The sequence below is a fragment of the Sorangium sp. So ce367 genome (genome assembly GCF_051520455.1).
GTDB classification, from domain to species: Bacteria; Myxococcota_A; Polyangia; order Polyangiales; family Polyangiaceae; genus Sorangium; species Sorangium cellulosum_B.
The window spans coordinates 5,857,153-5,883,961 of the sequence record NZ_CP150334.1 but is presented as its reverse complement, the minus strand read 5'-3'; the positions used below and the strand labels follow the sequence as shown (position 1 = coordinate 5,883,961).

General features: G+C 68.9%; 26 protein-coding genes and 1 pseudogene. 11 read left to right on the top strand and 16 right to left on the bottom strand.

All coding sequences use genetic code 11. The features are described from left to right. Positions 1-215: 215 nt before the first annotated feature. Positions 216-1,673 carry a hypothetical protein gene (locus WME97_RS22400; RefSeq protein WP_437554760.1) on the bottom strand — a complete coding sequence of 486 codons (1,458 nt, stop codon included), beginning with the start codon at positions 1,671-1,673 and terminating at the stop codon, positions 216-218. A gap of 362 nt (positions 1,674-2,035) precedes the next feature. Between WME97_RS22400 and WME97_RS22395 the strand changes: the two genes are divergently transcribed. The 3 genes from WME97_RS22395 to WME97_RS22385 all read left to right on the top strand — a co-directional run bounded on the left by WME97_RS22395 (position 2,036) and on the right by WME97_RS22385 (position 4,520). Next, positions 2,036-2,689 (top strand): reverse transcriptase domain-containing protein, encoded by a 654-nt coding sequence (locus WME97_RS22395; RefSeq protein ID WP_437555463.1) that lies wholly within the window; start codon positions 2,036-2,038, stop codon positions 2,687-2,689. Positions 2,690-2,724: 35 nt separating this feature from the next. Beyond that, on the top strand, positions 2,725-3,057 hold the full coding sequence (locus WME97_RS22390) for a DUF922 domain-containing protein (protein ID WP_437554758.1): 333 nt from the start codon (positions 2,725-2,727) through the stop codon (positions 3,055-3,057). Between the two features lie 170 nt (positions 3,058-3,227). Next, positions 3,228-4,520, top strand: coding sequence for an RCC1 domain-containing protein (locus WME97_RS22385; protein ID WP_437554756.1), 1,293 nt, complete (start codon positions 3,228-3,230; stop codon positions 4,518-4,520). A gap of 148 nt (positions 4,521-4,668) precedes the next feature. Here the strand turns inward: WME97_RS22385 and WME97_RS22380 are convergent, their stop codons facing one another. After that, a complete protein-coding gene (locus WME97_RS22380) occupies positions 4,669-4,932 on the bottom strand; it encodes an RNA polymerase sigma factor (protein WP_437554754.1) in 264 nt (87 codons plus the stop codon). Positions 4,933-5,207: 275 nt separating this feature from the next. Between WME97_RS22380 and WME97_RS22375 the strand changes: the two genes are divergently transcribed. Together WME97_RS22375 and WME97_RS22370 are read left to right on the top strand one after the other, a co-directional pair. Next, positions 5,208-5,366: a hypothetical protein gene (locus WME97_RS22375; protein ID WP_437554752.1), complete on the top strand. Its 159-nt coding sequence runs from the start codon at positions 5,208-5,210 to the stop codon at positions 5,364-5,366. Positions 5,367-5,725: 359 nt separating this feature from the next. Next, a complete protein-coding gene (locus tag WME97_RS22370; protein WP_437554750.1) occupies positions 5,726-6,913 on the top strand; it encodes an IS4 family transposase in 1,188 nt (395 codons plus the stop codon). Between the two features lie 86 nt (positions 6,914-6,999). Here WME97_RS22370 and WME97_RS22365 read toward each other — a convergent pair whose 3' ends face one another. Next, a complete protein-coding gene (locus WME97_RS22365) occupies positions 7,000-7,908 on the bottom strand; it encodes a LysR family transcriptional regulator (protein WP_020741952.1) in 909 nt (302 codons plus the stop codon). A 101-nt stretch (positions 7,909-8,009) separates the two neighbouring features. Here WME97_RS22365 and WME97_RS22360 point away from each other — a divergent pair, with 101 nt between their 5' ends. Together WME97_RS22360 and WME97_RS22355 are read left to right on the top strand one after the other, a co-directional pair. Then, positions 8,010-8,339 carry a nuclear transport factor 2 family protein gene (locus WME97_RS22360; protein ID WP_437554748.1) on the top strand — a complete coding sequence of 110 codons (330 nt, stop codon included), beginning with the start codon at positions 8,010-8,012 and terminating at the stop codon, positions 8,337-8,339. Next, positions 8,336-9,124, top strand: a complete 789-nt coding sequence (locus tag WME97_RS22355; protein ID WP_437554746.1) for an SDR family oxidoreductase — start codon at positions 8,336-8,338, stop codon at positions 9,122-9,124. Before WME97_RS22360 ends, WME97_RS22355 begins: the two co-directional genes overlap by 4 nt. Positions 9,125-10,035: 911 nt before the next feature. Here the strand turns inward: WME97_RS22355 and istB are convergent. The 3 genes from istB to WME97_RS22340 all read right to left on the bottom strand — a co-directional run bounded on the left by istB (position 10,036) and on the right by WME97_RS22340 (position 12,378). After that, positions 10,036-10,818 carry an IS21-like element helper ATPase IstB gene (istB, locus tag WME97_RS22350; protein ID WP_437544978.1) on the bottom strand — a complete coding sequence of 261 codons (783 nt, stop codon included), beginning with the start codon at positions 10,816-10,818 and terminating at the stop codon, positions 10,036-10,038. After that, on the bottom strand, positions 10,815-12,053 hold the full coding sequence (gene istA / locus WME97_RS22345) for an IS21 family transposase (RefSeq protein WP_437555340.1): 1,239 nt from the start codon (positions 12,051-12,053) through the stop codon (positions 10,815-10,817). The genes istB and istA overlap by 4 nt, the downstream gene beginning before the upstream one ends. Positions 12,054-12,144: 91 nt before the next feature. Beyond that, a complete protein-coding gene (locus WME97_RS22340; protein WP_437554743.1) occupies positions 12,145-12,378 on the bottom strand; it encodes a hypothetical protein in 234 nt (77 codons plus the stop codon). On the opposite strand from WME97_RS22340, the gene WME97_RS22335 reads away from it, so the two are divergent. Beyond that, the gene (locus tag WME97_RS22335) at positions 12,367-12,705 is read left to right on the top strand and encodes a transposase (protein ID WP_437554740.1); all 339 of its coding nucleotides are present in this window, start codon (positions 12,367-12,369) and stop codon (positions 12,703-12,705) included. The genes WME97_RS22340 and WME97_RS22335 overlap by 12 nt on opposite strands. Positions 12,706-12,863: 158 nt before the next feature. Here the strand turns inward: WME97_RS22335 and WME97_RS22330 are convergent, their stop codons facing one another. The 4 genes from WME97_RS22330 to WME97_RS22315 all read right to left on the bottom strand — a co-directional run bounded on the left by WME97_RS22330 (position 12,864) and on the right by WME97_RS22315 (position 18,301). Further along, positions 12,864-14,303 carry a serine hydrolase domain-containing protein gene (locus tag WME97_RS22330; RefSeq protein ID WP_437554738.1) on the bottom strand — a complete coding sequence of 480 codons (1,440 nt, stop codon included), beginning with the start codon at positions 14,301-14,303 and terminating at the stop codon, positions 12,864-12,866. Between the two features lie 53 nt (positions 14,304-14,356). Next, positions 14,357-14,662, bottom strand: a complete 306-nt coding sequence (locus tag WME97_RS22325; protein WP_437554737.1) for a hypothetical protein — start codon at positions 14,660-14,662, stop codon at positions 14,357-14,359. Positions 14,663-15,345: 683 nt separating this feature from the next. Continuing rightward, positions 15,346-16,107 (bottom strand): leucine-rich repeat domain-containing protein, encoded by a 762-nt coding sequence (locus WME97_RS22320; RefSeq protein WP_437554735.1) that lies wholly within the window; start codon positions 16,105-16,107, stop codon positions 15,346-15,348. A 637-nt stretch (positions 16,108-16,744) separates the two neighbouring features. After that, the gene (locus WME97_RS22315) at positions 16,745-18,301 is read right to left on the bottom strand and encodes a hypothetical protein (protein ID WP_437554733.1); all 1,557 of its coding nucleotides are present in this window, start codon (positions 18,299-18,301) and stop codon (positions 16,745-16,747) included. Between the two features lie 481 nt (positions 18,302-18,782). Between WME97_RS22315 and WME97_RS22310 the strand changes: the two genes are divergently transcribed. Further along, positions 18,783-19,106, top strand: a complete 324-nt coding sequence (locus WME97_RS22310; protein ID WP_437554731.1) for a hypothetical protein — start codon at positions 18,783-18,785, stop codon at positions 19,104-19,106. A gap of 99 nt (positions 19,107-19,205) precedes the next feature. Here the strand turns inward: WME97_RS22310 and WME97_RS22305 are convergent, their stop codons facing one another. From WME97_RS22305 to WME97_RS22290, 4 genes are read right to left on the bottom strand one after another with little or no spacing between them, the layout of a single operon-like run. Then, a complete protein-coding gene (locus WME97_RS22305) occupies positions 19,206-20,066 on the bottom strand; it encodes a formylglycine-generating enzyme family protein (protein WP_437554729.1) in 861 nt (286 codons plus the stop codon). Next, positions 20,066-20,944 (bottom strand): hypothetical protein, encoded by an 879-nt coding sequence (locus WME97_RS22300; RefSeq protein ID WP_437554727.1) that lies wholly within the window; start codon positions 20,942-20,944, stop codon positions 20,066-20,068. Before WME97_RS22300 ends, WME97_RS22305 begins: the two co-directional genes overlap by 1 nt. Before the next feature lie 4 nt (positions 20,945-20,948). Further along, a complete protein-coding gene (locus tag WME97_RS22295; protein ID WP_437554725.1) occupies positions 20,949-22,652 on the bottom strand; it encodes a protein kinase domain-containing protein in 1,704 nt (567 codons plus the stop codon). A gap of 59 nt (positions 22,653-22,711) precedes the next feature. Continuing rightward, positions 22,712-23,107, bottom strand: coding sequence for a VOC family protein (locus WME97_RS22290; protein ID WP_437554723.1), 396 nt, complete (start codon positions 23,105-23,107; stop codon positions 22,712-22,714). A 134-nt stretch (positions 23,108-23,241) separates the two neighbouring features. Between WME97_RS22290 and WME97_RS22285 the strand changes: the two genes are divergently transcribed. Beyond that, positions 23,242-24,030, top strand: a complete 789-nt coding sequence (locus tag WME97_RS22285; protein ID WP_437554721.1) for a hypothetical protein — start codon at positions 23,242-23,244, stop codon at positions 24,028-24,030. Positions 24,031-24,036: 6 nt separating this feature from the next. Then, entirely contained in the window at positions 24,037-24,324 is a 288-nt protein-coding gene (locus WME97_RS22280) for a hypothetical protein (RefSeq protein WP_437554719.1), read from the top strand. Positions 24,325-24,762: 438 nt separating this feature from the next. Here the strand turns inward: WME97_RS22280 and WME97_RS22275 are convergent. Together WME97_RS22275 and WME97_RS22270 are read right to left on the bottom strand one after the other, a co-directional pair. After that, positions 24,763-24,966, bottom strand: a pseudogene (locus tag WME97_RS22275) (hypothetical protein); the annotation flags it as partial. Between the two features lie 4 nt (positions 24,967-24,970). After that, complete coding sequence (locus tag WME97_RS22270) at positions 24,971-26,557, bottom strand: hypothetical protein (protein WP_437554717.1); 1,587 nt, start codon at positions 26,555-26,557, stop codon at positions 24,971-24,973. Positions 26,558-26,809: the final 252 nt, after the last annotated feature.

The following is a 26,809-nucleotide window of genomic DNA, read 5'->3' as shown; positions in this document are numbered from 1 at the left end:
CACGGGGGCCTGGGTGGCCCCATGACCCTGCGAAAAGAGAGACGTCGCCGGTCGCTGCGCGCCCGGCTCCGGGGACCTCGACACGCTTCGCGGTCTCGGGCATGGTCGAGACCGATCACGGCGTCTCCCCCTGGCCCCATGACCCTGCGACGGGGTGGCCCCATGACCCTGCGACGTGGCACCAGCTCGGATGCTTCAGGAGAGGCGATCTTGCGTCAAGCGCGCTGGAGGAGGCGCGCCGCCTCGTCCCTCACCCAGCGCACGATCGACGCGGCATCTCGGATCAGCTCCTCGCCCGGACCGGAGCGCTCCTCCAGGAGCCGCCGCGCTGCTTCCCGGACGGCCTCAGGCACCGCGGCGTCCTGCGAGGCCCCCCGCAGCAGGGCAAGACCGCCGGCGCCCCAGGCCCTGTCGGGGCGCAGCGCGAGGCGCCCTTCGAGCGCGGTGCGCGCGGCCCGGAAGGCACCCATGACGGTCTTGCCCCGGTCTCCCTTCTGGAGCCCGCCGGAAGCCTCAAGGATCTCCCGGTCCGCCGAGCTCATCCACCGCTCGAAGTCCTCGCGGAGCCGCCGGCGCATGTCGCTCAGGTCGCTCGAGCGGCGCGCCTCCGGCGCCATCTCACGCAGCTCCAGGATCCTGACGCGCAGGCGGATGTTCTTCTCCAGGTCGCGCCGCTCCCACGGATAGAGCCTCTCGACGTCGTCCAGGAACTCGCCCTCCACCTGCGAGAGGCGATGGAGCGCGGGGGCGAGATCGAGCATCACCCACTTCTCGTAGGCCGCGGGCCAGCGCCGGCGCACGTCACGCCACACGCTGGTCGGGACGAGCTCGGGGTCGAACCGGACGATCTCGAGAGGAACGTCCGTCAGCCATTCAGGGAGCGATTGCAGCGGAACCCCCGATGCAAAGATCGCCCGGAGCTTCTCGGCGCCCTCCCAGCGCTCGCCGGGGACATCCGCCACGCCGAGCTGCGTCAGCGTCAGCTCGCTCGAGTCTCCGACGAGCGCCGGAAACGGCAGGAAGCCGCGGCGGACGGCGAAGGCCCTCCCGAGCCGGAACTCCGTGACGAGCGGCATCAGCAGCTCACGGAACGCCTGCGCGTCCGTCCGCCGCGCCAGCTCCTCGAAGAAGAGCGTCGCCGAGCCCTCGTCGGTCACGCGGTCATAGAAGTGCTCCCAGTCGATCGCGACCTCCACGCCGAGGCGCTCCTGGACACGGCGCTTGAAGAGGTACTTGTGCCCGAGCCTCCCACGCCCCCTGCCGAGCAGGTGCGCCATGTGCAGCGCGTCGAGGGCCGGGTGCTTCTCGAGCTCGTCCAACCGCCGGCTGATCGCCGCCTCCGACCTGGCGAAGTCCCAGTACATCCAGGAGGGCAGCTCGTAGATCTCCTCGAAGAGCTCCCAGTCGAGCCCGCGGTCGAACGCGTTGAGCTCGCCGAGGCCGACGTCCGCGAAGAGCCGCTCGATCCGCTCCCGCACCGGCGGATCGACGAAGTGCTTCTTGAGGAAGAGGTGGGAGACGACGGTGGGATCCGTGACGCGGCAATTCCGGATCTCGCGGCGAAGCCGCTGGAACTCCGGCGGCGTGGCGCCGAGCGAGATCGCATCGAGGCCCTCGCGGATCTTCGCGACCGGCAGGCGAGGGCGTCGCTTCGGGCGGCGGGGGAGAGGCATGTCCCGGCCATGATGGCTTGCCCGGGCCCCCTGTGACAATGATCCGCCGCGCGCAGCTTCTGCTCCGGGGTCCAGTCCTCCGGGCGGCGAGCGGCGGCAGGAGGCGTGGGCGCGGAGCGGCGAGCGTCGTCGGACATGGGCGCGAGGCTACGAGCATCGCGAAGCCAGCGCGAGAGCGTCGTCTGATGCACCCCCGTCTCAACGGACAGCGCCACCGCCGTCGGTCCTCCTGGCGCGAGCAGCCGTTGGACGATTTTTCTTTTGAAGGATTCTGAGTACTCTCTCACCTCAAAGCCTGTCTCCGCTCCCCGAACGCGGTGACCTGATCCTGCGTAAGCGGATCAGATCGGGCGCCAACTTCTCTGACACGGGGGGAGGACGGCCTGGTGCGGCTGTCGCTCAAGCGCGCCTTCGCTGACGGGACTGTCGCGGTGGACATGGATCCGCTCTCGCTCTTGTGCCGCCTCGCGGCCAGCGTCCCGCCGCCGCGCTTTCACACCGTCAAGTACGCGGGGGTGCTCGCCTCGGCAAGTCGCCCACGTAGGCGCGCAAGCGCATCGGACCGCGCCCTGCGAAGCCACAAGAGCCTACGAGGGCGGACGAAGACGCCGCTTCGAAATATGAAGTGCCCGGATGCGGGTAGTCCGCAAGGCGGGTCGTTTTCCCTCGATTCTTGCAATGTCCTTCTGCACGAGGTGTTGGACGTGTGGTTTGCCAGAGAGGTGCGGCCGCGCATGCGCGGCCGAGCCCATCTGGTGCGCTATGCCGATGACGCTGTGATGTTGTTCGAGTACGAGGAGGACGCGCGCCGCGTGATGGCTGTGCTGCCGAAGCGATCCGGCAAGTATGGTCTGACGCTGCACCCGGACAAGACCCGGCTTCTGCCGTTCGAGCGGCCGGACCGGATGATGCGCCGACGCGACGCTGACGAGGGGTCGTACAAGCCGGCCACCTTCGACTTCCTCGGCTTCACCATCCACTGGGGCAAGAGCCTCGCGGGCAAGTGTGGGCAGTGAAGACGCGAACGGCATCGGATCGCTTCCAACGGGCATTGAAGGGTATCTCGCAGTGGTGCAAGGCCCATCGCCATGAACCACTCCTGCCCCGCTGGCGCCCGCCGCCCAACGCCGCGCCGGCGCTGGTGGCCACCTGGGAGGCGGAGCTCCGCGCCCTGGTGGCCCACGAGGAGGGGCACAGGGACCTGGCGATCGCGGCGGGAGCGGCGGTGGCGGTGGCGCTGGAGACAACGCCTCCGGCGGCGTCGGCCGAGGCGCTCGACGAGGCCATGATGACGCGGGCAGATGCGGCCCTGGCGGCGGCGCGGGAGCGGGAACGGGCCTACGACCAGGCGACCGCGCACGGAGCGCGCTGGCCGGCGGCGTGAGCGTTGGAGGAGCTCATTTCCGCTCCGCCCTCTCCTCGCTTTGCCGCACGACTCCCGTGCAGGCCCTTCTGCGGCGAGCGCCCATCCGTCCCCGGAACCGGCGAGGTCGCCGTTGGAACTATTTCGCGGTGCCACCAAAACGGCGAGCGGCTCGAAGCGTATCGGGGAGCATGAACCTTCGCACCCTCGGACTCCTGACCACCTCAATCGGCATCATCACCCTCGGCTGCAACGGCACGGACGTCACCGGCACGGACGTCACCGGCACGGACGTCGGCGGCACGAACGTCGGCGGCTCCGCCCCCACCCCCACCACCTCCTCGACGAACAGCACCGCCTCCGGCAGCATCGGCGTCCCGACGGTTTGCACCGGGGCCGCCTGCCCGGCCATCATCCAGCTCATCGGTGGCCATGGCTACGAGTGCGCGGTGCTCGGCGACGCCACCGTCGACTGCTGGGGAGCGAACGACAGCGGGCGCCTCGGCGACGGCACCCCGACATCCCGAGACACGCCAGTCGCGGTCAAGGGCCTGCCCCCGGCGGTGGCGGCGGCCGTCGGGCTCGGGCACGCCTGCGCGCTGCTCGACGACACCACCGTGCGCTGCTGGGGGCTCAACAGCAACGGACAGCTCGGCAACGGCACGATGACTGCCAGTCTCGCGCCGGTGGCGGTGACCGGGCTATCTGGGGTGAATCAGATCGGCGCGGGCGTGTACCACTCGTGCGCACGGCTCGGTGACACCGGCAGGGTGCTGTGCTGGGGCCGGGGCGGCTACCTCGGTGACGGAACGATCAGCGGCAGCTCGACGCCCCGGGAGGTGCCCGGGATCTCGGCGGCGACGTGGCTCGCCGTGGGCGGGGGCGAGTCTTTCGGCACGAACCTGGCCGCCTCCTGCGCCATCCTTCAGGACGGGAGCGCGCGGTGCTGGGGGGACAACGGCCAGGGTCAGCTCGGCGATGGCACCAATGCGGTCAGGCGGTCACCGGTGACGGTCATGGGCCTCTCGGGGGCCATCGAGATCACCGTGGGTGGGGCGCACGCCTGCGCGCTGCTGAACGATGGTACCGCCCGCTGCTGGGGCGCGAACGGCAACGGGCAGCTCGGCGACGGCACCCGCATCGACCGGCTGACGCCGGTGCCGGTGATGGGCCTGTCCGCCGTCGCCCACCTGAGCGCCGGAGAGCGTCACACCTGCGCGGAGCTCCTCGACGGCACGGTGATGTGCTGGGGAGAGAACTCCTCCGGAGAGCTGGGGCGCGGCGCGATCTCGCTCATGCCGAGCCCCACGCCGGCCCTCGTCTCCGGGCTCGTCGGGGTGAGCGCGCTCGGGGCGAGCAGCCAGAGCACCTGCGCCTACAGCGCTGACCGGGTGACGCGCTGCTGGGGCAACAACCAGTACGGCCAGCTCGGGATCGGCGCCGACACCACGAGCCGTCCCGTGCCCACGGCGGTGGCCTGGTAGCCTGTCGGGGGAGCGCCCCGGAGAGGGAGAGTGTCATGGCCTCCCTCCTCCGCGCCGACGGCCGGATCGTCGAGCGGTGCACCGTGCTGCCGTCGATCGACGTCGCGGGATGGCAGCTCCTCCGCGCCGGCGACGGCTTCGTCTACCTCTACGCGACCGGCGAGGCGTCCGCCGCCTGCTCCACCGAAAGCCCTTCCCAGCGCAGCAGGACGAAGGCCTCCCGCTGCGGCGCAGGAAGGCCCGCCAGCACGCGCGCGACGACCGCCGCGTCCTCGGCGGCGATTACCGCCGACTCGCCGTCGGTGCCTCCATCGGGGACGTCCACGTCGAGGAGCGGCTGGACGGCGCGAACGCGCGCCGCGCGGGCATGACCGTGGCGCACGTTGCGGGCGATGGCGTAGACCCAGGGCACCACATCGGCTCCTTCGGCGAAGGTGGCGCGCGCGCGGCGCGTAGGCAAATCAAGCCGTCAAGTACGCGGGCGTGCTCGCCTCGGCAAGTCGCCCACGTTGGCGCGCAAGCGCATCGGACCCCGCCCTGCGAAGCCACAAGAGCCTACGAGGGCGGACGAAGACGCCGCTTCGAAACGCAAGCGTGGCGGCTATCGGGCGGTCGACAAACCGCGCCGAGCTCTTGCGCCGCACATTTGCGATCGACGTCCTCGAGTGCCCAACTTGCAAGGGGCGGATGAAGCTCGTCGCCATGGTGACCGAGCCAAGGAACATCGCCCGCTTCCTCTCCGCGCTCGGCGAGCCGACCGACGTCCCAGCTCGCTCTCCCAACCGAGGGCCGCCGTACTGGAAGAGCACCGTTCTGCGCCGCAAGGCGCCCGGTGACGCCCCATAGCGTCTCGCGACGCGCCTCCCGGGCCAGACCAACGCCCGGACGGACACGTGTGCCCACGGCACGCCGATGCGCCCCGTAGCGCGCTCGGCGCCGCCCGGACCACGCTCTTTCGGCCCAGGACCGAGCCATCACGACGCTCGCGGCCCCACCCTTTCGGTTTACTGCGCTACACTTCTTCGCGCTGCGATCCGGCTTCTTTTACCTACGCGCCGCTGCGATCCGGCTTCTTTTACCTACGCGCCGCTGCGATCCGGCTTCTTTTACCTACGCGCTCGACTGCGGCCCCATCTGCGAGGTCCCCTGCCCCTGAGGGATCCCCTTATTTCTGGAGATTTTGGCCGTCTCTGTAACCACCGAGCATGCCTTCGACCAGCCCCCAAAGCCAACCCTCGAACGCGAACCAGCGCCCTGCCGCTCTCGATCTCCAATACATCGGCAACTTCGTTGAGCAACTCTTCGGCGCGACCCTGCACGCGAAGCGCCTGGAGGCATTGACGAACAGCGTCATCGGTGTGCTGCACGCCGCGGTCTTGGCCATTCATGCCATTGGGGCGGCGTACGCGGCCGTAGCGCAGAAGCAGGCCAAGCATGCGATCAAGCAGGTCGACCGCTGGCTGAGCAACCCTGCTTTCGACCTGGACCGCCTTGGGCCGGCCTGGGTTGAGTTCGTGGTTGGCGCACGGGAAGAGATCGTGGTCGCGCTTGACTGGACAGACTTCGAGCAAGACGACCACACCACCTTCTGCGCATACATGGTGACGCATCACGGCCGAGCCACACCGCTGCTCTGGAGGACGGTGCCGAAGTCGACGCTCGAAGGCAAACGTACGGGCTACGAGCACGAACTCATCGAGAGGCTGCACGGGATGCTGCGTCCCGAGATCCGCGTGACACTACTGGCAGACCGAGGTTTTGGAGATCAGGAACTCTACGCGCACCTCGAGCTGCTCGGTTGGGACTATGTGATCCGCTTCCGCGGCCGCATCTTGGTCGACGAGCATGGTGAACAGAAGCCGGCTTCTGAATGGGTGGGCAACGGCCGAGCGAAGATGATGAAGAAGGTACATGTAACCGCTGATCGCACGGCCGTTCCGGCCGTCGTCGTGGTGCATGCCAAGGAGATGAAGGAGGCGTGGTGTCTGGCGACCTCGCTTGCTGAGAAGAAGGCGCCAGAGGTAGTGAAGCTCTACGGCAAAAGGTTCACCATCGAGGAAACATTCCGCGATGAGAAGGACATCCACTTCGGCCTGGGTCTGTCGGCAACCCACATCGAGAATCGTCAGCGGCGCGATCGGCTCCTGTTCCTGGCGGCCATCGCTCACGCCCTTCTGACGCTGCTCGGTGCCGCGAGCGAGGAGACCGGGCTCGATCGCACGCTGAAGGTGAACACCACGAAAAAGCGCACGCTCTCGCTCTTCCGCCAGGGATTGTACTGGTATCACGCGATGCCCACCATGCGCGACGACTGGCTTCAGCAGCTCATGGTGGCGTTCAACCGCATCGTGGCGGACCATCGTGTCTTCCGCGAAATCTTCGCGGTCATATGAGGGGATGCCTCAGGGGGATACCGTCTCGCGAGTCCCGGATCGGGCGTGGCGCCGATGCGGGTCGCGCCTTGCCGCGACGGTCCCCGTCACGCGTACTTTTTGCCGCGCCTTCTACCTATCTTTAGAAAGTCGATCAGCACCTCGAGCTTGGGGGCGAGGTTCAGCCGGCTCGGGTAGTAGAGAAAATAGCCCGGGATGTGCGGGCAATACCCATCGAGCACCCGCACGAGTCGCTTCTCGGACACGAGCCCGCTCACCATGTCTTCGAAGACGTAGGCGAGTCCGACGCCCTCGACGGCGGCGTCTACCAATACCGATCCATCGTTGGTCACGACGCGGCCGTCGACGACCAGCTCGAACTCCTTGTCGCCCTCGACGAACTTCCACCGGGCGACTGCGCCCGTCGACATGCGCAGACCAATGCACTCGTGCCCGTGAAGCTCGCGCGGATGCGTGGGCTTGCCTCGGCGCGCGAAGTAGTCCCGTGAGCCGACGACCACGAGGCGCTGGTCCGGGCTAACGCGAACAGCGATCATCTCGCGATCGAGGCTGTGGCCGAGGCGAATCCCCGCGTCGAAGCCTTCGACTACGATGTTCGACAGCGCCTCCTGGAGACAGATGTCGATTCGGATGTCGGGGTACGCGGCGAGAAAGGCCGCGAGCTTCGGCTTGATGACGTCGTTGTAGCCGGTTCGGAGCATCGTCAGGCGCAACAGACCCGATGGGCGTCCGTTCATGGCCATGAGCGACTCGAACGCGGCGTCGATGCCGTCGAATGCAGGCCTGAGCTGCCCGATGAAGTGCTCACCGGCCTCGGTCAAACCGACGTTGCGTGTGGTTCGTTGAAGCAGGCGCACACCGACGCGCTCTTCGAGGGCGCGAACGATCTGACTAACGGCAGATGGCGTCACCCCCAGCTCGGCGGCCGCCGCACGGAAGCTCCGCTTTTCGGCCACGCAGAGGAGGGCCCGAAGCCCCGATAGGTCGTCACGCATTGTTTAGCCTGGCTACCTATAGCATGCACGATTCCGCGCGTTCTCTTTTTTGTTTGGCGAGACTAGTGTCTCCGAAGCGAACAACGCAGAGGAGAACACTCATGACGCCCGCACTCCCCAAACCCATAGCCGCCTATGTCGAGGCAAACGCACGACTCGATGTGGACGGCATGCTGAAGCCTTTTGCCGCCGATGCGGTCCTCTCGGACAACGGAAAACGTCACGAGGGCCACGCCGCGCTGCGAACCTTGTTTGAAGACGAGGTGATCGCCGTCAAGGCGATCTTCACGCCGGATGCCGTTCGCCACGAGGACGGTCAGGTCGTGGTCGAAGGTCTTGCCCATGGCGACTTCAAGGGCAGCCCGATCCGCTTCACCTATCGCTTCACGCTCGAAAACGACGCTATCAAAGCACTGGAGATCACGATATGAACATCAAAGCTAATCCCGCGGAGTTCGCTGGAAAACGTGTGCTCGTGAGCGGCGGCAGCAAGGGTCTGGGCCGCGCCACCGTCGACCGCTTCCTGGCCGGGGGCGCCCGGGTTATCACCGCAGCCCGCGGAACCCTGGAGCCCATCGACGGCGTCGCGTTCGTCCGCGCGGATCTGACGACGGCCGAAGGCGGCGAGACCCTGGCCAAGGCGGCGCTCGAGCGTATGGGCGGCGTCGACATCCTCGCCCACGTGATCGGTGGCTCGGCCTCGCCGGGCGGCGGCTTTCTCGCGCTGACGGACGATCACTGGCTCGCCGAACTGAGCCTGAACCTCATGGCCACGGTCCGCCTTGATCGCCTCTTGGCTCCGCAGATGATGGAACGGGGTGCCGGCGCGATTGTGCATATCACCTCTATCCAATCCATCCTGCCGCTTCCCGAATCGACCACTGCCTACGCCGCCGCAAAGGCCGCGCTCAGGACCTACAGCAAGTCGATCTCCAAAGAGCTGGGGCCGAAGGGCGTGCGGGTCAACGCCGTCTCCCCCGGCTGGATCAGGACCGAGTCGACCGTCGACATGCTGAAGCGTCTGCAGGCCGCCAATGGTGGCACGGTCGAGGAGGCGCGGCAAGTAGTCCTTGCTGCTCTGGGCGGTATCCCGATCGGGCGTGCAGCCGAGCCCGAAGAGGTTGCCGATCTCATTGCCTACTTGGCCTCGGATCGCGCCGCCGCGATCCACGGCGCCGAGTTCATCATCGACGGCGGCACCGTCCGGACCGTCTGACGTGGGCGTCTGCGCCGGGACGCTGTACCGGTGGCGGCATGATAGGCTGCACGGCGTTCTGGTGAAGGACGATCCGGTCCCCCGGGACCGGTGAGCGCCCGCCCAAATCCCTCCTTCGGAGGCGAAGTGCGCCGCAGACGAGCGAAGACTCCGCAGGAGGGATTTAGTAGCCAAGCCCACCGGTCCCCCCGAGACCGGTGAGCGCCCGCCCAAATCCCTCCTTCGGAGGCGAAGTGAGCCGCAGGCGAACGAAGACTCCGGATTCGGCGCGGCCCGCTGGTGGCTCTTTCGGCGCCCTGAGCGGGACGGCTCCTACGTCGCGGACCTGACCTGAAGCTCTCTCGCCGCGCGAAGCTGCCGCCCGCGATGGCGATCCCGTTGGGACAGAGTTCGGTTGCGGGACGGCTCGCGTTCATCGTCTCGGCCGTCTCTCCGTGCGGCTCCCACGCGCGAGCCGGGCGACGGAGGTCGTTGGACAGATTCAACATCGCCAATGCTGTCCCGAACGCCTGGACTGTCCCGCGCCGTCGAGCGACGTGTGAGCCATGGACGAGCAGCCGCAGCCGGACGTCGACGCGCGCCGCGAGGACCTCCTCCGGCGCCGCAACGGGGCCGTCGATGTGCTCTCGGAGACCTTGCTCAACATATGGCTGCGCGAGCAGCGTGCGCGACGGGCACGGCGTGCGCTTCCCGCGGCCGACGAGCGAGCGCCGGAGCCGGCCTCGCCGACGTCAGCCTCGCCGACCTCGGCTCCAGCAACGTCGGCGCCCTTACCCGTGCCTTCGAGCCCAGCGCCTCGGCCGCCACCGCTTCCCCCTCGCAAGCGGAAGCGCGTGGGTGGGCCTGTCAAGCGACAGTAACTTTTGACCCCCTTGCGACAGTAAAACTGACCCCCCTCCCGCGCCCATGGATCACCTGATCGGCGCGGTGTTCCCGCCGAGCAGACCCGCCTTCTTTTTCTGTTTCAGCCTGTAGCTGTCTCCCGAGATCATCAGGGTGTGGCTGTGGTGGAGCAGACGGTCGAGGATGGCGGCGGCGAGGACTTCGTCCCCGAAGACCGTGCCCCACTGCGTCACCACCTGGTTTGTCGTGATCAGGGTGCTGCTCTTCTCGTACCTCCTGGCAACGAGCTGGAAGAAGAGATGGGCGCTCTGCCTCTCGAAGGGCAAGTAGCCCAGTTCATCGACCACCAGAAGCTTCGGCTTCGTGTAGAACAAGAGCTTCTCCGCGAGCTGCCCCTCGGTTTCCGCCTTCGACAGCGTCGCCAGGAGCGCGGTCGCACTCGTGAAGAGCACCGAGTGCCCCGCCTCGACGGCGGCCCGCCCCAGCGCGATGGCCAGATGCGTCTTGCCCACCCCGGGAGGACCGAACACCAGCACGTTCTCGGCCTCAGCGATGAAGCGCCCGGTGGCGAGTTCGCGGACGAGCTTCTGGTCGATCGAGGGCTGGAACTTGAAGTCGAAGTCCTCGAGGGTCTTGATCGCCGGAAAGTGCGCGATCTGGATCCCCATCGCCACCCGCTTGCGCTGCTTGGACCCGATCTCCTCGCAGAGGAGCTTGTCGAGGAAATCGAGGTAGGTCGGCTCGGTTCTGGCCGCCTCGGAGAGCAGGGCATCGAGCCGCTCGGCGATGGAGCGCATCCTGAGCCGGCTCAGGCTCTCGACAACGCGCGCATGCACGATCTCGCGGCTCACGAGGCCACCTCCCCGATCACGGCCGCGTAGTCCGACAGGCTGCGCCCCATGGCCTCCAGGGCGCTCAGGGGCGCATCTAGCGGCGTCGGCGCGGCAGGCCTTCGCCACAGCCCGTCAAAGTGGCGGGGCTCGACGACACGAGCATGAGGCTCGAAGGAGCGCTCGTGCCGCGCCACCAACTCCGTTCCCCGATAGATGCGGACCTCGCGCTCACCGACAACGACGTCCACGGTGTCGCGCACAAGCCGGTGCGGGACGCTGTAGCGGATGGTGTCGACGTCGACGAGGGCGTCGTTGGCTACGCGTCGTCGGAGCCGCTGCTCTCGCACCGGCAGGGGCCGTGACGGCAACGGCCGGAGCGCGTGCCGCTCATCGCGCTCGAAGCGCACCATCGGCGCCTCGTGGGTCGTGCCGTGGATGCGCTGGTCGGCCTCGCCCATCCACCGGACCAGGTGGGCTTCGAGCGCGGCGAAGGACTCGAACTCGCGCCCCGCCAGCCCGTTGCGCTTGACGTACTTGACGCCCGACTCGGTCTTGCCCTTGGTGCGCGCCCGGTAGGGCCCGCAGGCGCGCGGGGTGACGTCCCAATCGCGACAGAACGCGAGGTAAGCCGGGTGGAACGTCACGGTGCCTGTTTCGCGCTCGCGGCCGAGCACCAGCGAGCGCGCATTGTCCCCGAGTACAGTGCGAGGCACGCCGCCGAAGTGGCGGAAGGCTTCTGCGATGCCTTCGCGCCAATCGTCCTGTCGCTCGCTCAGAAAAGCCTTGACGAACAGCCTTCGTGAGTGACTCAATACGGCGACCAGCAGGTGCACCCGCACGAATGTGCCGGCGATGCGGACCTGCTTCTGACCGAAGTCGATCTGCATCTGATAACCAGGGGCGGTCTCGAACCGTACGCTGGCCACGTCGGCAGCCCTTTGCCCGCGGCGAAGGTCGGCCACCACGCGCTGTACGGTCCTCGGGCTTACCGTGATGCCACGGCTGACAAGCTCGCCTGCGACGACCACGGCGTTGCCCTCCGCCAAGCCGGTGAAGAGCTGCTTGGCCTCGGCGCGGCCATCCTCGTCCAAGCAGCGACGACCAGGGCGCACCTGCGCCTCGGCGGCGGCTCCACCGCGCAAATAACGGCGGACCGTGTTGCGAGCCACGCCGAGCTCCGCGGCGATCCGTTTGGACCCCCACCCTCGGGCCGTGAACTCGCGAATCTGCCGGATAACGTCCGGCTCGATCATCTCCTGCACCTCCGAACCGAGAGGTGCCACGTCCAAGTCCCTGATTTCCATGCCGTTTCCTCCGCTCTGGCGCGAGGGAGGGGGGTCAGTTTTACTGTCGCGCGGGGGTCATTATTACTGACGCTCTACAGGGCCCGATCTCCTCCGCCTCGGAGATGATCCCATGCACGATCCGGAGGGGCGGGTCGGTCGTCGTGGCGATCCGCAGCGATCCGCGCGCGCGGACGATGGCCTCGGGGTCGATCTCCGGAGCCGGCTCGCGCGCGAGCACGAAGAGCTCGTAGCGATAAGGGCTCGAGATCGCCTCTCCTGCATGACAACGCACGGCCCGACAGGCCGATGCGCCGAGGAAAGCCGCGGCGCATCGATTACGAGTATGTGCGTCGGGGGACGGCCAACATCTTCTGCATCGTGGAGCCGAAGACCGGGGCGTCATCTCACCCACGCGACGGAGGACCGGACGCGTCCCTCCTTCGCGCTCGCAGCTGAGCGCATAGCCCGTGCCTACCCGCGGGCGAGTCGAATTCATCTCGTGCTGGACAACCTCAATACTCACGCCCCTGCGTCGCTCATCAAGGCCTTCGGGGCCGAGCGGGGCCACGCGCTTGCCTCGCGTTTCGAGTTCCATCACACGCCGAAGCACGCGAGCTGACTGAACGCCGCAGAGATCGAAGCCAGCCGTGTGCACACCGGAGATGCACGCCGCTGGGACGCGCGGCAGGAACTCGAGCCCCATCGCTACGAAGATCTGGTTCTTGAACCGTGACCGGTTTTCGATCCGCTTCGACAGCGGCCGCAGCCGGCTCCTTCCTAGGCGACGTCGGGCCGTGTCATCAGCGGCGAGCGCAGGTGCAGCTCCAGGTCGGAGGTGGTCAGGGGCAGCGTGACCCAGGTGGCCGTCGCGGTCCCCGTGTCGGCGTCGACCGCCACCCGGACCCGGTGCGGGCTGGTGATGACGTAGAGCTCGGCGACGAACGTCCTGCCCTGCCAGGCGCCAGACGCGACGACGGGCCGGCCGAGCGGCGAGCTCTCCCGCCAGGCACCGTGGCCCACCTCGAGGTTGAGGAGCGACCCGAGTCGCAGGAGCCACCCGGCGTGGGTCGGATCGACGACCACCGTGATTCCGTCGGGCAGGGCCGAGTTCTCGGCGGAGGCGTCGAGCCTCGCCGTGACGGAACGCTGCGGGCCGGCCGAACCCCGTACCTGCGCGAGGGACAGCCCTCTCAGCCGGTCGGCGAGGAGCTCGTCGTCGTGCGAGCCGTCCGGATGGCCGACGCCGGGGAGCAGGCACTTCCATACGGCGTCGAGCACGTCTTGAGCGTGCTGGACCTCCTGGTGGGCGCCGGTCACGGCGACTACCAGGTCGTGCGATGGGACGACCACGCAGTGCTGGCCGAATGCGCCCTTACCGTGATAGCCGTGGCGCGACATCCAGAACTGGTAGCCGTAGCCGCAGAGGAAGTCGGGGCCGTCGTCTCCCTCCGCCTGGTGCCGGCCGTCGATCTGCCGGCTGGTCGCGAGCTCCACCCACTCGCGTGGGACGAGTTGCTGCCCGTTCCGGAGACCGTCGCGCAGCAGCAGCTCGCCGAAGGCGGCGACGGCTTCGGTCCGCAGGTGCAGACCGTGGAACCCGAAGGCGGCACCGCTCGCGACGCGGTCCCACTCGGCGTCCTGGATTCCCATCGGCTTGAAGAGGCGCTCGTCGAGCAGCTCCGGGAGCCCGACGCCGGTGACCCGCTCCACCATCCGGGCCAGGATGTAGGTGGTGGAGTTGTCGTAGGTGTGCCGCGTTCCCTCGGGTGCGTCGAACGGCACGCGCAAGAAGCCCTTCACGAGGTCGTGGGGTTCCAGCCCCCAGGCCTCGGTGATGCTGTCCGTGTCGTGCCCGGCCGTCATGGACAGCAGGTGGTGAACGGTGATGCGGCGCCCCTGCTCGGAGACATCGGAGGGGACATGGTCGGGCAGGACGTCCACCACCCGGTCGCCCAAGGCGAGCAGCCCGTCGGCGATCGCGAGCCCCACGGCGATCGACGTGAACGACTTGGTCAGCGAGTAAAGAAGGTGCGGGCGCTCGGCCGAGTACGGCGCCCACCACCCTTCGGCGACGACGTGCCCGCAGTGCACGACCATGAGGGAGTGGCACTCGACGGAACGGTCCTCGAGGCGGTCCAGCATCGCGGCGATCGAACGGGACGACACCCCCGAGGCGGCCGGGGTCGAACGTGGCAGCAGCGCACGCTGAGACGACATCCCGACACCGTAGCCGCAGGTGGGCGCCATGCTCGAGGATTTGTTGAACGCCTTCACCACCGGGCCTGTGCACCCCGGCGCGGTGACGTTCCTTCAGAAATTCGACTCAGGCGCCGCCTCGCCGTGTCGAACGCTGCCGGAGCCGGCGCGTGCTGCTTGAGCAGCCCGATGAGCGCGTCGGTCACCTTCAAGATCCGGCTCCACATCACGGCCTGCATCGAACGATGGTAATTGTGAGAGTAATCGAAGGCGACCGGCGCATTGACGAGAGTGCCGGAGCTCTTATCCATGAGGATGCGGGTGGTCGGCCAGATGGTCGCCGTCACGCGGACCTGGTTCTTGAACAACAGATAGGCCAAGGCCGCCTGCGCCTCCAAAGGATCGGTGTCGAGCAGCGAAAAAGTCTCTCGCAGTGCGCCGACTCGCTGTGGCGGACGGCGAGCATGCTGTCGACGATGGAGGCGCCGCCATGAGCGCCTATGACGAGCAGATAGCGCGGCGGTATGCCCGCCGCGCGACCGCGGGATGAGATGAGGCTGGAGACGCCGAGCGCCCCGCCTGCCGCAACACCCCGCTGGAGAAGCTGTCGCCGCCCGATCTTGGATTGAACTGGTGTCATAGCGTTCCTCGGTAGAAAAGAATCTCGGTGCTCGTCACGACGGCGAGGCATGACAGCGTCGCCCAGCCCGTCTCCGCCTCGGCGACGTCGGGCCCCTCGCCAGGGCCTGCGCATAAAGCGACTCGAAGCCGTCGCGCTCACGCGCCGCCGGCCGCCGCCCGAGCGCGGAGGCATAGAGCGCATCGAGGCTCGCCGCGCGGCCCTGAGAGGCCGCCACGTCGCGCCAAATCAGAGGATTTGCCCCGCCTACGGCCACATCCCGCTCAGCGCGTCGACGGCCGCCTGGTACAGCTGGCTGGAGCAGGGCCGCGGCGGCGCGCCCTCCGCCCAGGCGCTCGACCGGCTGGCCAAGGCGCTGATGCTGACCGAGGTGGAGCGCGAGCACCTCTTCCTGCTCCGGCTCGGCCGGCCGCCGGAGGTCCGCTACCAGCCGTCGCAGTCCGAAATAACGCTCGCCCCGCGGGCCCTGAGCGCTGCGAGGTTGCTCGCCTGAGCTGCGCAGTCGATCGGATTTCTGCGCAAGCCCACCATGCCGCTTTGGCCGAAATCCGGGTTGGCCAAGAGGGGTGTCAAATCGGACACCAAGTTGTCCGAGATGTCAAAGATGGACAGGGAAGGAAGGCTCGCGAGCGGAGAGAGGTCGGAGATGCGGTTGCGCCCGAGGAACAGCAGCCTCAGCTCGGGCAGGGTCGACAGGGGCGAGGCGTCGCTGATCTCGGCGTCGTACACCGTGAGCTGGACCAGCGCCCGGAGGCCTGACAGCGGCGCGAGCGTTGCGATGGGGCAACGGTCGAGCGTGAGCACATTGAGCCGGATCAGCGAGCGGAGCGGTTCGATGTCGCTGACTGGGTTGTCGTGGAGTTCCAGGGTCGACAGGTTCGTCAGCGAGCCGAGGGCCGTGACGTCCGAGACGGAGTTGTCGCTCAAGTCCAGCTCCTCCAGCCGGATGAGCGAGCGCAGCGGCTCGACATTCGTGATCGGGTTGCGCGTGGCGGTCAGGGAGCGCAGCTCCGTGAGCGAGCGCAGCGGCGAGAGATCTGCCAGGCGATTGTAGCTGATGTTGAGCCGCGTGAGAGAACGGATGCACTCGATGCCGGAGAGGGAATGGATCTCGCGATCGGCGGCATAGAGGTTGTCGAGCGACGCAACGTCGGTCGGAAGGAGCGGGCCCTCCGGCTTCGCCACGTTACTGCGCACCACCGCCTCGAGCGCTGGGTCGATGAACTCGAGGGGTCCGGAGCACGCCGCGCTGGCACTGCCGCCTGTGCCACCGCCACCGGCGGCACCGCTGCCGCTGCCACCGCCGCCGGTGTCACCGCTGCCTGTGCTGCCTCCGCCGGCGCCGCCCGCCCGCGGATCCTCCCCGGGGTCCGTCCACCCGCCCACGCCGTCCCCGGGCATGGTGCCAGGGGGATCCACGGCGCCTGAGGCGCTGCTCGAAGCCATGGCGGGCTCGATCTCACGGATCTCACCGCATCCGGCGAGGGTGATGGCAGGGGCAAGGATCAGCAGAGCAGAAGCGATGTTGCGCATGGCGTGACCTCCGCCGAACAGGTTACGTTCCCGCCGCGGAGCCGCTTCTTAATCTTCCCTTAAAGCGATTCGCGCGCTCCCTCCCGCGGCCGGAGGAGAGGAGGCGGAGGGGGCGGATGACGCTCGGGGAGAGCCGCCCGTTTCAGGGACTTCGGTGGTAGGCGTGACGTCACGAAAGTGCTTGAAAGTCGCGGCCGGGGATTGCGCCGGGGCCGCCATCGACTCGCCTCCTGTGCCGCTTGAACCCATATCGTCCTCCAGCGTGATTTTCGCCCAACCGCGCGTTCGTCTAGAATCCCTTCTTCCGGAGGACGAACTGTCCGCCATCCGTCGGCGGAGCGTAGCTCTTTCCTGAAAAATCGAGGGCCGTTTCCCACGCCCCGCTGACCCAGACGCCGCCTTTCGTATCGACGGCGACGTGCGTCAGGCCGTTCGGGTTGCCGGTCGCGAACTCGACGCTCTCGCCCTTCGCTCCGTCTGCAGCGAAGCGCGTGAGGCGCCCTCCTTTTGCATCTTCTTCCGTGCCGAGCCAGCCGAAGCGACCGGCCACGTAGCTTTGGCCATCGCCTCCGAGGGCGAGCGCGTTGCCGTAATAGTCTGGTCCGCCGAGCCGGCTCGCCCAATGAACTGTCTCACCGTCCTCGAAATCATAGAGGATCGACTCCGATCTTTCCTCGTCGAAGGTGTCCGTATGATCGAGGAAGGTCGATGTCGACGTTTGTGAGGCGAGGAGGAGGAGGCGCCCAGAGGCGGTCGACTTCAGGTCTTTCACATAGTCGAAGCTCGCCCCTCCAAAGCGGAGCGCGCGCAGCGGATCGCCGCTCTCCGGGTCGAGCCAGGCGAGCCAGCCGTTGTAAACAGCTGGATCGTCCTGCCCTCCAGCCTTTTTGAGCTCTGTCTCTCCGATCGTGAGTGTTCCAGTAAACGCGCCGCCGGCGAGGATCTCGCCGTCACGGTTGAACGTGAGGGCAATCGTGTATCCCTGGCTGATGTCGTGCTCGAACGTCGTGCTCCAGATCGCTTCGAGGGTCGACCCGGAGAACTTCATGATCTGAGGTTTTTGTACGGATGCGTCGTCGTTGTACACGCCGAGGCCAACGACGACGTCGCCGTCCGCGTCGACCGCGATCGCGCTCAGAGGAGAGCTGCCTTCGAGAGTGACGCCGGCCGCAAGGGCGATCGAAAAATCGGGGTTCACCTTGACCAGATAAAACCCGTCCTCGACAACCGTGAGAGTGAGCTCGCCGAAGGTCATGTCCATGTAGAGCTGACCGACGAGGAAGATCGAGCCTTCCGCGTCGATCGCCATCAACTCTGGCTCAGCGGCTCCGGGCAGCGCGAGCGCGTGGAGGACTTCTCCGGTCGCCGAGTACTCCGCAAGAAAGGGTTCGCCGATCGACTCGGGGAGGAGCTCCGCGGGAGCTCGAGCTCCGACCGTGATGACTGAGCCGTTCTTGGTCGCTGCGAGCGGTTGACCGAGGCCAAAGGCGTTGCGCCGCGGGAAGCTCAGAAGGAATTCCTCGCCGGCCCCATCGGGGTCGGGCTGCGCTCCGCCGCTCCCGGTCGCGCCGCCGCTTGCCGCGCCACCCGCGCCCCCGGCTGACGCATCTCCGCCGGACGCGCTCTCCGCGCTCGCCGCCGGTTCGACCGTCGTCCCGCACGCGAGGAGAACGAAGGGCAACGCGAGAGCGATGAAGCGGCGTACTTGCGCCATCGGCATCTGACCAAGGCCGCCTTTGGCACACTCTGACACGCGTCCAAGGTCGCGATCTCCTCGGCCGAGGCCGAGGACCAGAGCGTTTTCAGAGTTTTTCCGGAGACTTCGAAGAGGCGAGGAGTGGGGCATCGTCCCCCGTCGGAGCATACTTCGTGCCGCTTTGATGCCTCGCCCTCGAGTGGCGAATGGGAGTCTTCCTGCAGGGGAATTTTTTTTCGGTCGCCTCCGGGGTTCCCCCCATACGTCAGGGAAGATGTCACCGAGGGAGCACGCGCAGCGAGATCTCGCAAGCTCCCCAGCTCGCCTCCAGCAGGTGGATATCGCTCTCCCTTGCGACCCTTGCGTCCCTTGCGCTCTTGCGGTGTCCTCTCCATGGATCACGTCGTTGATGGCGGGGGATCGCATCGGAGGACGAGCATGGAGATCTTTTCGCGGTGGACGATGGGGGGGGTGTGGGCTCGGGCTGGTCGTGGCCCTGACGGGAGCCGCCGGTTGCCTCGGCACGGCCGATGAGAAGGACGCAGCGCTGGCCGAGCCGAGCGCGGCGGGGGCGCAAGCGCTGACCGGGTGGCAGTGCGCGGCGTGAGTCAGCGGCGAAACCACGCACTCCGTGTCGCTGAGCCAGGGCAGCGCGCTCGGCTGCGCGAACGGCGAGGCCTACCGCTGCGAGCTCATCCCCTGGGCCACGCGGGCGTCCTTCGCGCATTGCGGCGCCTCCGTCGCCTGTCCGCCCGGCTGGTACGTGAGCGGCTCGCAGAGCGGGCCGAGCTACTGCGCCGGGATCTACGACCGGATCTCGTGCGGCGCGGTGCCGTATCCGAGCGGGGCTTACGCGACGTGCGACCCGATCTGCTACCCTGGCTTCACCGAGACGGCGGTGAATGCCGGCGTGCCGAGCTGCGATTACCAGGACAAGCGCACCTGCGTGAAGTGAGCGGCGGCGCCGCCTCCCGTCGCGAGCCAGATCCCTCCGGCGAGCGCGCACGGGCCTCGGGGACGGCATCGGTCTCGCCCGTGGTCAACGGCCTCCGCGCTACCCGCTGCAGCAGCGGAACCCGATCGTGTGATCGGTGTCGGCGCGCTCGCGCTCGTCGGGCGCGTCGCACCGGAGCTCTTCGAGCGTTCCCTCGCTGTCGAACGCCCCGCCCCGGGTCCTGCAGAGGTCTCCGGAGCCGACGTCGTCGGAGCACGCGTCTTCCCACTCGCGGACGTTTCCGCTCATGTGCTGCAGGCCGAGATAGCCGCCCTCGCACGCCAGGCTGGTGTCGTCGCCGACCGGCACCGTCTCGGTGCTGTCACCGTTGCAGTGGAGAGCGTCGAACTCGCCGGTGGAGTGAGCGAGCGCGCCGTGCTTGCTGCACGCGTCGAACCACTCGCCCTGCGCCATGTCACCGCGGAACGGCAGCGGGCCGCCGTGGCGCTCGCCGCAGAGGCGCTTGCCCTGGCTCTTGCAGAAGGCGAGCGCGTCGCACCAGTCGACGCAGGTGGCGGGGTGCTCGTCCTCCTTGCGGCGCGCCGTGCACACGAGGGGCGCGTCGGGCCCGGCGTCGTCGAAATCGAAGGTGCTGTTGAACGAGCAGAACGGCGCCTGCGCCGCGACGTCCGGCTGCGTGGCGAGGAAGGCGCGGTAGGCGGCGTTCGACACCTCCGTCCGATCGATGCAGAACGAGCTCTCGATCGTCACCATGCCGGCGGGGCACTGGCAGACCCCCTCGGTGCACGCGGCCGTCGTGCAGTCGGCGCTGGCGTCGCAGGGCTGGCCGTACAGGCACGAGGCGTTGCCGGCCCCGGGCTCGCAGGTGAGGCCGTGCAGCGGGCGCAGGAGCGAGCACGCCGAGAGGAGCGCCACCGCGAGGGCGGCGGCGCCGCCGCGGGCGCGGGCCGACGCGCGCATCAGAAGGCCCCCGCGACGCCCGCGGCGTTGCCGGCGATGAACGGCCAGAGCGCCGTCGCGCCGGCCTTCGGGGGCTGCGCCGCAGCCGGCCGGGTCATGTAGAGCCACGCAGCGGCGCCCAGGGCGACGACGCCCACGCCGAGGCCGATGTCAGCGACCGCGTGCTGGACCCGGATGGCGCGCACCTCGTCCTCCGCGCAGCGCGGGGCGCACGTGGCGCGCAGGTCGGCCTCGGCGTTCAGCGAGAGGGCGCCGGCGACGGCGAACACGGCGAGCCCAGCGACGCCGACGGCGCCGGAGGCCCACACGAGCCCCGGGACCGAGGGCTCCGCGGGCGGCGCGGCGCGCGGGGCGAGCGGACGAGGCGAGGGGGGCGCGCCGGCCGAAGGTGCGCCGAGGGTCACGGTGAGCAGGCGGTTCTTCTCGCCTTCGCGGATCAGCACGCGCTCCTCGACGGCGGGGCCCGTCGCGGGCTCGAAGCGGAAGGTGTGCGGGCCCGGGTCGACCGGCAGCGCCTTGCCGTCGAGCGCCGCGGCGAGGGGGCGCCCGTCCACGAGCACGCGCACGTCGAGGCGCTCTCGCCCGTGCGCGTCCCTCGCGGCGACGACCACGGAGGGCAGGCTCTGCTCGACCGCGGCGAGCCACGGCCCGCAGTCGGCGACGGCGGCCGCCGGGCACGTCGGCTGCGAGCAGACGACCAGCGCGGCGCGCGCCTCGATCAGCCGGCCGTCGTGGCGGAGGCCCTGCGCGCGCTCGTAGGCGTCGGCGCACGCCTGCTTGTCGGGCGCGGCGTCGGCGCGGGCACCGGTGAGCGAGAGCGCCGCGGCGGCGGCGAGGGAGAGCGCGAGCCGGGCGCGGGCGGGACACGAAGGGTTCATCGGTTCACAGGCACTCAGGCTTGAGCCGGCGTATGCCGGCCTTGTCCACGGTATAGGGCGGGGAGCAGCGCTGGGCGTCGGCGCGGGTCGCGCGTGCCGCGGGGGCAGGCGCGCGCGCGCCGGCTGCCGGGCGCGCCGGGCGCTGTGCGGGCGCTGGCGCGATGGCGCTCGCCGGGTCGGCCGCGGGGGCGCTTGCCGGGTCAGGCGCGGCGGTGCTCGATGGGGCAGCCGCGGCGCTCGTCGGGGCAGCCGCGGCGGTGCTCGATGGGCTCGCTGCGACGGCGCTCGCCGCGCTCGCCGTCGAGGCGCCGGCCGGCTGCGCCGCGGGCGCCGCGTGGACCGCGCGCGCGGCGTCCTCCGGGCCGGGAGGGGCGCGGCGCCACGACTGCGTCGCGAGCGCGGCCGCGCCGCCCAGGAGCAGCGCGCCGAGCAGCGCGAGCAGCGGGCGCGCGCGCTTCCTCGCCGTGGGGGGCGGACCATCGCGCCGCGCGCCGTCGGTCGCAGGCAGCCCCAGCGAGATCCCGCTGGACGTCACCGATCCGGGCGGGGGCTCGGCCGCCGGCGTCCCCTGATCGAGGGCCCTCGACGGGATCGAGGGCGCGGTCTCCGCCAGCCCCCGCGCCGGGCCGCCCGGCGGCGTGGGCTCGCCTTCGGCTTTTGCCCCGTCGCCGGGCGCGCCCGACCCGACCCGCGCGGCCGCCCCCGAGCTGGCCGTCGCCGGGCCGCTCGGGATCCCCGCCGACGCGCTCTCGATGGCGGCAACGCGCGCCGCCCGCCGCGCGAGCGCGTCGCCGGCGAGCGCCTCCACCCACTCGCCCACGGCGCGCGGCGACGCGAGCGGGACGGCGTCCTCGATGGCTACCGCGAGCTCGCGGGCGGTCGGGTAGCGGCCCTCCGGGTTCCGCTCGAGGGCGCGGAGGACGATGGCGTCGAGCGCAGGCGGCACGTGCGCCGCGAGCGAGCTAGGGGGCAGGATCGGCTCCTCGAGCACGGCCCGGATGAGGTCGCCCTCGTCGCCGCCGTCGAAGAGCCGGCGGCCTGCGAGCGCCTCCCAGAGGACCGCGCCCGCCGCGAACACGTCGGTCCGCCGGGTCACGTCGGCGCAGAGGAGCTGCTCGGGCGCCATGTACGCGAGCTTGCCCTTGATCTGCCCGCCGCGGGTGGTGCTGAGCCGCCCGCGCGCCTTGGCGATGCCGAAGTCGAGCAGCCGCGCCGTCCCGTCGACGCCGACGAGCACGTTCTCGGGCGAGACGTCCCGGTGCACGATGCCGAGCGGCTCGCCCGACTCGCTGCGCGCCTCGTGGGCCGCGTGCAGGCCGTGGAGCGCGCCGCACGCGATGCTCGCGACGATGGGCACCGGCGCCGGCGCGCCGCCCGCGCGCGCCGCCCGGAGCAGCCGCGCCAGCGACTCGCCCCGCACGTACTCCATGACCAGGAACGCCTCGTCCTCGGCGACGAGGAGGTCGACCATGGCGACGACGTTGGGGTGCTGGATGCGCGCGACGATGCGGGCCTCGTCGCGCAGGCTCTCGGCGATCTCGGGCGCCTCGGCGAGCGCGGGGTGCAGCCGCTTGATGGCCACGGTGCGCGAGAATCCCGCGTCGCCGACGAGCCGGCCGAGGTGCACGGACGCCATCCCGCCGGACGCGATCGGGCTGTACAGCAGATACCGCCCGATGGGCCTGGGCTGCGACGGCTCCGGCGACATGCCGGTGGGATGATACACGAGCCTGCCCAGCGCCGCCTGGGAGGCGCCGGCAGTGTGCCTCAGCTCGGGAGCGGCGTGCTCGGTTCGACGAAGCAGAGGCGGTAGCCGTCGGGGTCGGTGACGACGATCTCCCGTGTGTGCCACGGCTGGTCGCGCGGCCCGTCGACGGCGGCGCCGGCCGCCGCGGCGCGCGCGGCGATGGTCTCGATGCCGCGGTCGCCGGCGGCGCTGAAGCAGACGATGACGCCGAGGCCGCGCTGCCCCGCGAGCGAGATCCCCGGCGGCGTCGCGACGAGGAAGAGATCGGCATAGCGTGCCCAGCGCAGGTGGATGAACACCGGATCCTGGTGGACGCGGGTGAAGCCGAGGAGCTCGTAGAACGAGGCGGAGCGCTCCGCGTCGGCGACGAGGAGCTTGACGTAGGCGGGCATCACATAGGGGTCGTCGCTGGGCATGGTCGCTGGGCGCGAAGGTGCGCTGCGCCGGGCCGGAAGGCAAGGCGCGAGCGCCGGACGGGGCAGCGGCCGCCCGCGAGCCCGGCGGTCCGCTGGGCAGCGCGAGAGATCGAGAGAGCGGAACGGGTTCTGGGATGGAAGGTCAATTCTCTCCGCTGCTCGCGCGCATGTTCGCCGACAAGACGCTCTCTCTCGAAGCGGTGCTCTCTTACCGCGGAACCGTGTGCGCACGGGCGAATGCCCGGAACGGAGCGGCTCATGTCCTTTCGGATGCGCTCGCCGAGTTTCTATTTGACGCCCAGAGCACACTCGGAAGAATAACGAGTGCATCCGCACCGTGTGTCGCCGCCGCTCGGCGAGGAGCCTGCACCATGTCGATGCGCTTCCACGGCAAGCTTGGCCTTTTCTGCGCTTGTTCCCTCGTCGTCGCTCCCGCGCCGGCGCTGGCGCTCGAGTTCAGCGGCGGCGTGAGCGTCGGCGGGATCCAGGTCGGGACCGAGCCCGAGCTCGCCGTGAGCCCCTTCATCGGGTGGCTGCGGCGCAGGACGGGCGACTTCAGGATCGAAGTCCACAACGTGCTCAGCATCGTTCCCGGCGCAGGCGTCGGGGTCTACGATCGGACGGCGGTCACCTTCGGGTACACCACGAAGACGGGCAGCGTCAGCCTCGGGCCGTCGCTGTCGATCTACATGATGCGGGTGTGCGGCGCCGTGATCTGCGACCGCGTGATGGGGGTCGCTCCAGGCCGGTGGGTGAATGGCGCGAATGGGGATTGCAAGGAGCGCTGCAAGGTGAATTGTGATGCAATTCGCGATGGTTGTCATGAGGACTGTACAAAACGCGGCCCTACGTCAACGTGTCGCGCGAAGTGTAATGCCGACTATGCCAAGTGTCTTCGCAAATGCGAGGATAGCTGCAGGTGAGGCCCCATGCTTGAGCTGACCACGATATTTACCCCAGTGGACGGTAGTCCGAAGCGGACCATCACGCTTCGAATCAGTGATGTGCGGCTCGATTTCGATGGCGCTTCGTGGTCTGTTGCCGTGGAGGTTCTCGGGTTCAAGGATGATGACAGGGTTCGGCTGAAACAGGTAGACTGGACACAGGCGATCGTGGATGGTGCCCAATTCATCGCTCGGAGGGTCAACGACAAGGTCGAGAACGCGGGCGGCGGAACCCTCGACCCACCCATTTGGAACACGACATGGGGAACTTGAGCGAGTGGACGCGATGGTGGACACCAATGCTCGGCGCCGCGCGCTCGGGACGGTGGTCGAGCTCGGCCATGTGGCCGGCGAGCTCTTCAGCATGGCCGGGGTGAGGTTCGCGAGCACGAGGCCGGATCGAGGTCGCCGTCGGCCTCGAAATGATGCTGCCAGGCTCGAGCGACGTCCACGAGGCTTCATTCGGCAGCTCGCTGGAGGCAAGGTCAGGGATGACGGCGGCACCATGACCCCGCTCCTCCTTCCGCCTTGACGTCTGCGCCGCGAGAGTCCGAGCTCGCTTCGCGCCGCCTTCGGTGTCGAAGCGCCTCTGGACCGCAGCGGCCGTGTCAGAGCCCGCTTGCCCCTTCCTGCGGGCGTCTGGATGTCCTGGTCCGCGTCGGCGCTCCCTCGGCCCAGCTGGAGAGCTCGCCACAGCAGACTTCAATCCGTTTACTCAGGAAACCGCAACGTCTCGTGGGCCTCGCCGCTCTCTCCCACCGTCGTGCTGCCATCGTGGTTCCAGCTGGTGCCGCCCTTGCCCAGCTGTCCGGTCGCGATGGTGACGCCCTCGAGCGTGAGCTGATCCTCGTCGAGGTAGGCGACACCGATCGAGTCACCGCCGCGCCCTGTGCCGCCGTAGCCGCCGGGCGATCCATTATCAGGGCGAGAGCTTCAGAAGGAAGACATCCCGCATCTGGGCGGAGATCGGGCCGTCTCCGAGATCGACCGTGCCCTCGAATCCGCCGAGAACGAAGACGTTGCCCCCGGGGTCTGTGTCGATATCCCATCCGAACTGCGCTCCGGCGCCGCTGAAGCGTCGGCTCCAGAGCGCGTCCCCGAGGGGATCGAGCTTGGCGACGAAAGCCTCTCCCACCGCGCCGTCGCCGCTGCCGATAGGCCCGTTGCCGAAGTCGATCGTGCCGCCGAACGAGCCCGTCAGCACGGTGTTGCTCTGATCGTCCGCCGCGATCTGGTAATGGACCAAGCTCATGCCGTCGCCGAATTGCCTGCTCCAGATGTGCTGTCCGTCGGGATCGAGCTTCGCGACAGCGATACCAGAGCTCGCGGTGAGGGCGCCTCCGCCGAAGTCCACCGTGCCGTCGAGCGCCGCGAGGACGTGCAGATCCCCATTTTCATCGGTATCGATGTCGAGGCCGGTCTGATTGAGCGCACCGCCGAAGCGCTTGCTCCAGCGCGGGGTGCCGTCGGGGTCGAGCTTCGCCACGAAGATGTCCCGGTCCCCCGCGCTGACGAGGGGGCCACCGTCGAAATCAATGGTTCCTCCGAAGTCGCCCATGACGAGCACATTGCCCTGCCTGTCCAACGCGACGCCCCTGCAGGCCTGGTAGTCGTGATCTCCGAAGAGCTTCCCCCAGAGCACCTCGCCGGCGGGATTGAGCTTCAGCACGAAGGCATCGACGCCGCCGGCGCCCACGATCGGCTCGTCGCCGATGGGAATGGATCCCCTCGCGCCGCCGGTGACGACCGCGTTCCCGGCTCGGTCGACCGCGATGTGGGGCGCGAGCTGAACGGCATCGTTACCGAAGCGCCTCGCCCAGAGGAGGCGGCCATCGGGGTCAACCTTCGCGACCAGGATATCCTGGCCCTCCGTCGCGCCTGCCATGGGACCCGCGCCGAGGTCGATGGTGCCACGGGCCAGGCCTGCGGCGAGCAGATTGCCCTGCGCGTCGGCGGCCAGGGTCGAGTACTTTGCGATGCCGCTCGCCGTGTTCGGCAAGGCGACGTTCCAGAGGCAGGTACCCGACGCGTCGAGCTTGGCGACGAAGGCGCCGAGTTCCAGGGCGTCAAGGGGCGCTGACGCTGCGCTCAAGGGGCCGCAGCCGAGATCGATCGACTCGTAGATCTCGGCCGACAAGAAGACGTTCCCTTTTAAATCTGCCGCCACGGCGCGGGGACTCTCCGCTCCGGAACCCGCGATCGTCTTGCTCCAGGGTAGATCGTCCGGCGTGACTGTTCCTCCGGTGCCCGTGGTCGTTCCTGTTCCTCCGGCGCCCGTGGTCGTTCCCGCGCCTCCGGTGCCGGTGGTCGTTCCTGCGCCTCCGGTGCCCGTGGCCGTCTCCGCGCCTCCGGTGCTGGTCGCGCTGCCGTCGCCGCCTGTTCCTCCGCTGCGTTGCTCCGGAATGACGACCGAGGAGCATGCCGTGAAGCATGCTGCGGCGAGCAGCGCAGCACCGCGTCCGGGCGATCCGCCGTTCTGAGAAAACACCCATCGAGTGCTGTTCATCCAATGCCTCCGTTGTGAATCCGTGTCGATCGCCCGAACGCTCGACGGCAACATCAGCATGACCGTAGCGCTCGCGCCACCGTCGCGACGTAGGCCCTGCGCCTCGGACCGACCGCGGTAACAGCGTCCCGGCGCGCATCACCTTCGCCCGGAGGTGGTCGATCGCAGATAAAGAATGTCCCGTCAGCTACAGCATGGCTGTATGAGACGCGCACAGCAGCGGACCCTCTGCGGTCCGCGCTGAGGGGGCAC

Bases quoted from the DNA above. Each gene is read 5' to 3' on its own strand.
- WME97_RS22400 (WP_437554760.1), bottom strand. From the start codon at position 1,673: ATGCCTCTCCCCCGCCGCCCGAAGCGACGCCCTCGCCTGCCGGTCGCG.
- WME97_RS22385 (WP_437554756.1), top strand. From the start codon at position 3,228: ATGAACCTTCGCACCCTCGGACTCCTGACCACCTCAATCGGCATCATC.
- WME97_RS22375 (WP_437554752.1), top strand. From the start codon at position 5,208: ATGAAGCTCGTCGCCATGGTGACCGAGCCAAGGAACATCGCCCGCTTC.
- WME97_RS22370 (WP_437554750.1), top strand. From the start codon at position 5,726: ATGCCTTCGACCAGCCCCCAAAGCCAACCCTCGAACGCGAACCAGCGC.
- WME97_RS22365 (WP_020741952.1), bottom strand. From the start codon at position 7,908: ATGCGTGACGACCTATCGGGGCTTCGGGCCCTCCTCTGCGTGGCCGAA.
- WME97_RS22360 (WP_437554748.1), top strand. From the start codon at position 8,010: ATGACGCCCGCACTCCCCAAACCCATAGCCGCCTATGTCGAGGCAAAC.
- WME97_RS22355 (WP_437554746.1), top strand. From the start codon at position 8,336: ATGAACATCAAAGCTAATCCCGCGGAGTTCGCTGGAAAACGTGTGCTC.
- istA (WP_437555340.1), bottom strand. From the start codon at position 12,053: ATGATCGAGCCGGACGTTATCCGGCAGATTCGCGAGTTCACGGCCCGA.
- WME97_RS22335 (WP_437554740.1), top strand. From the start codon at position 12,367: ATGACAACGCACGGCCCGACAGGCCGATGCGCCGAGGAAAGCCGCGGC.
- WME97_RS22330 (WP_437554738.1), bottom strand. From the start codon at position 14,303: ATGTCGTCTCAGCGTGCGCTGCTGCCACGTTCGACCCCGGCCGCCTCG.
- WME97_RS22315 (WP_437554733.1), bottom strand. From the start codon at position 18,301: ATGCCCCACTCCTCGCCTCTTCGAAGTCTCCGGAAAAACTCTGAAAAC.
- WME97_RS22305 (WP_437554729.1), bottom strand. From the start codon at position 20,066: ATGCGCGCGTCGGCCCGCGCCCGCGGCGGCGCCGCCGCCCTCGCGGTG.
- WME97_RS22300 (WP_437554727.1), bottom strand. From the start codon at position 20,944: ATGAACCCTTCGTGTCCCGCCCGCGCCCGGCTCGCGCTCTCCCTCGCC.
- WME97_RS22295 (WP_437554725.1), bottom strand. From the start codon at position 22,652: ATGTCGCCGGAGCCGTCGCAGCCCAGGCCCATCGGGCGGTATCTGCTG.
- WME97_RS22290 (WP_437554723.1), bottom strand. From the start codon at position 23,107: ATGCCCAGCGACGACCCCTATGTGATGCCCGCCTACGTCAAGCTCCTC.
- WME97_RS22285 (WP_437554721.1), top strand. From the start codon at position 23,242: ATGGAAGGTCAATTCTCTCCGCTGCTCGCGCGCATGTTCGCCGACAAG.
- WME97_RS22280 (WP_437554719.1), top strand. From the start codon at position 24,037: ATGCTTGAGCTGACCACGATATTTACCCCAGTGGACGGTAGTCCGAAG.
- WME97_RS22270 (WP_437554717.1), bottom strand. From the start codon at position 26,557: ATGAACAGCACTCGATGGGTGTTTTCTCAGAACGGCGGATCGCCCGGA.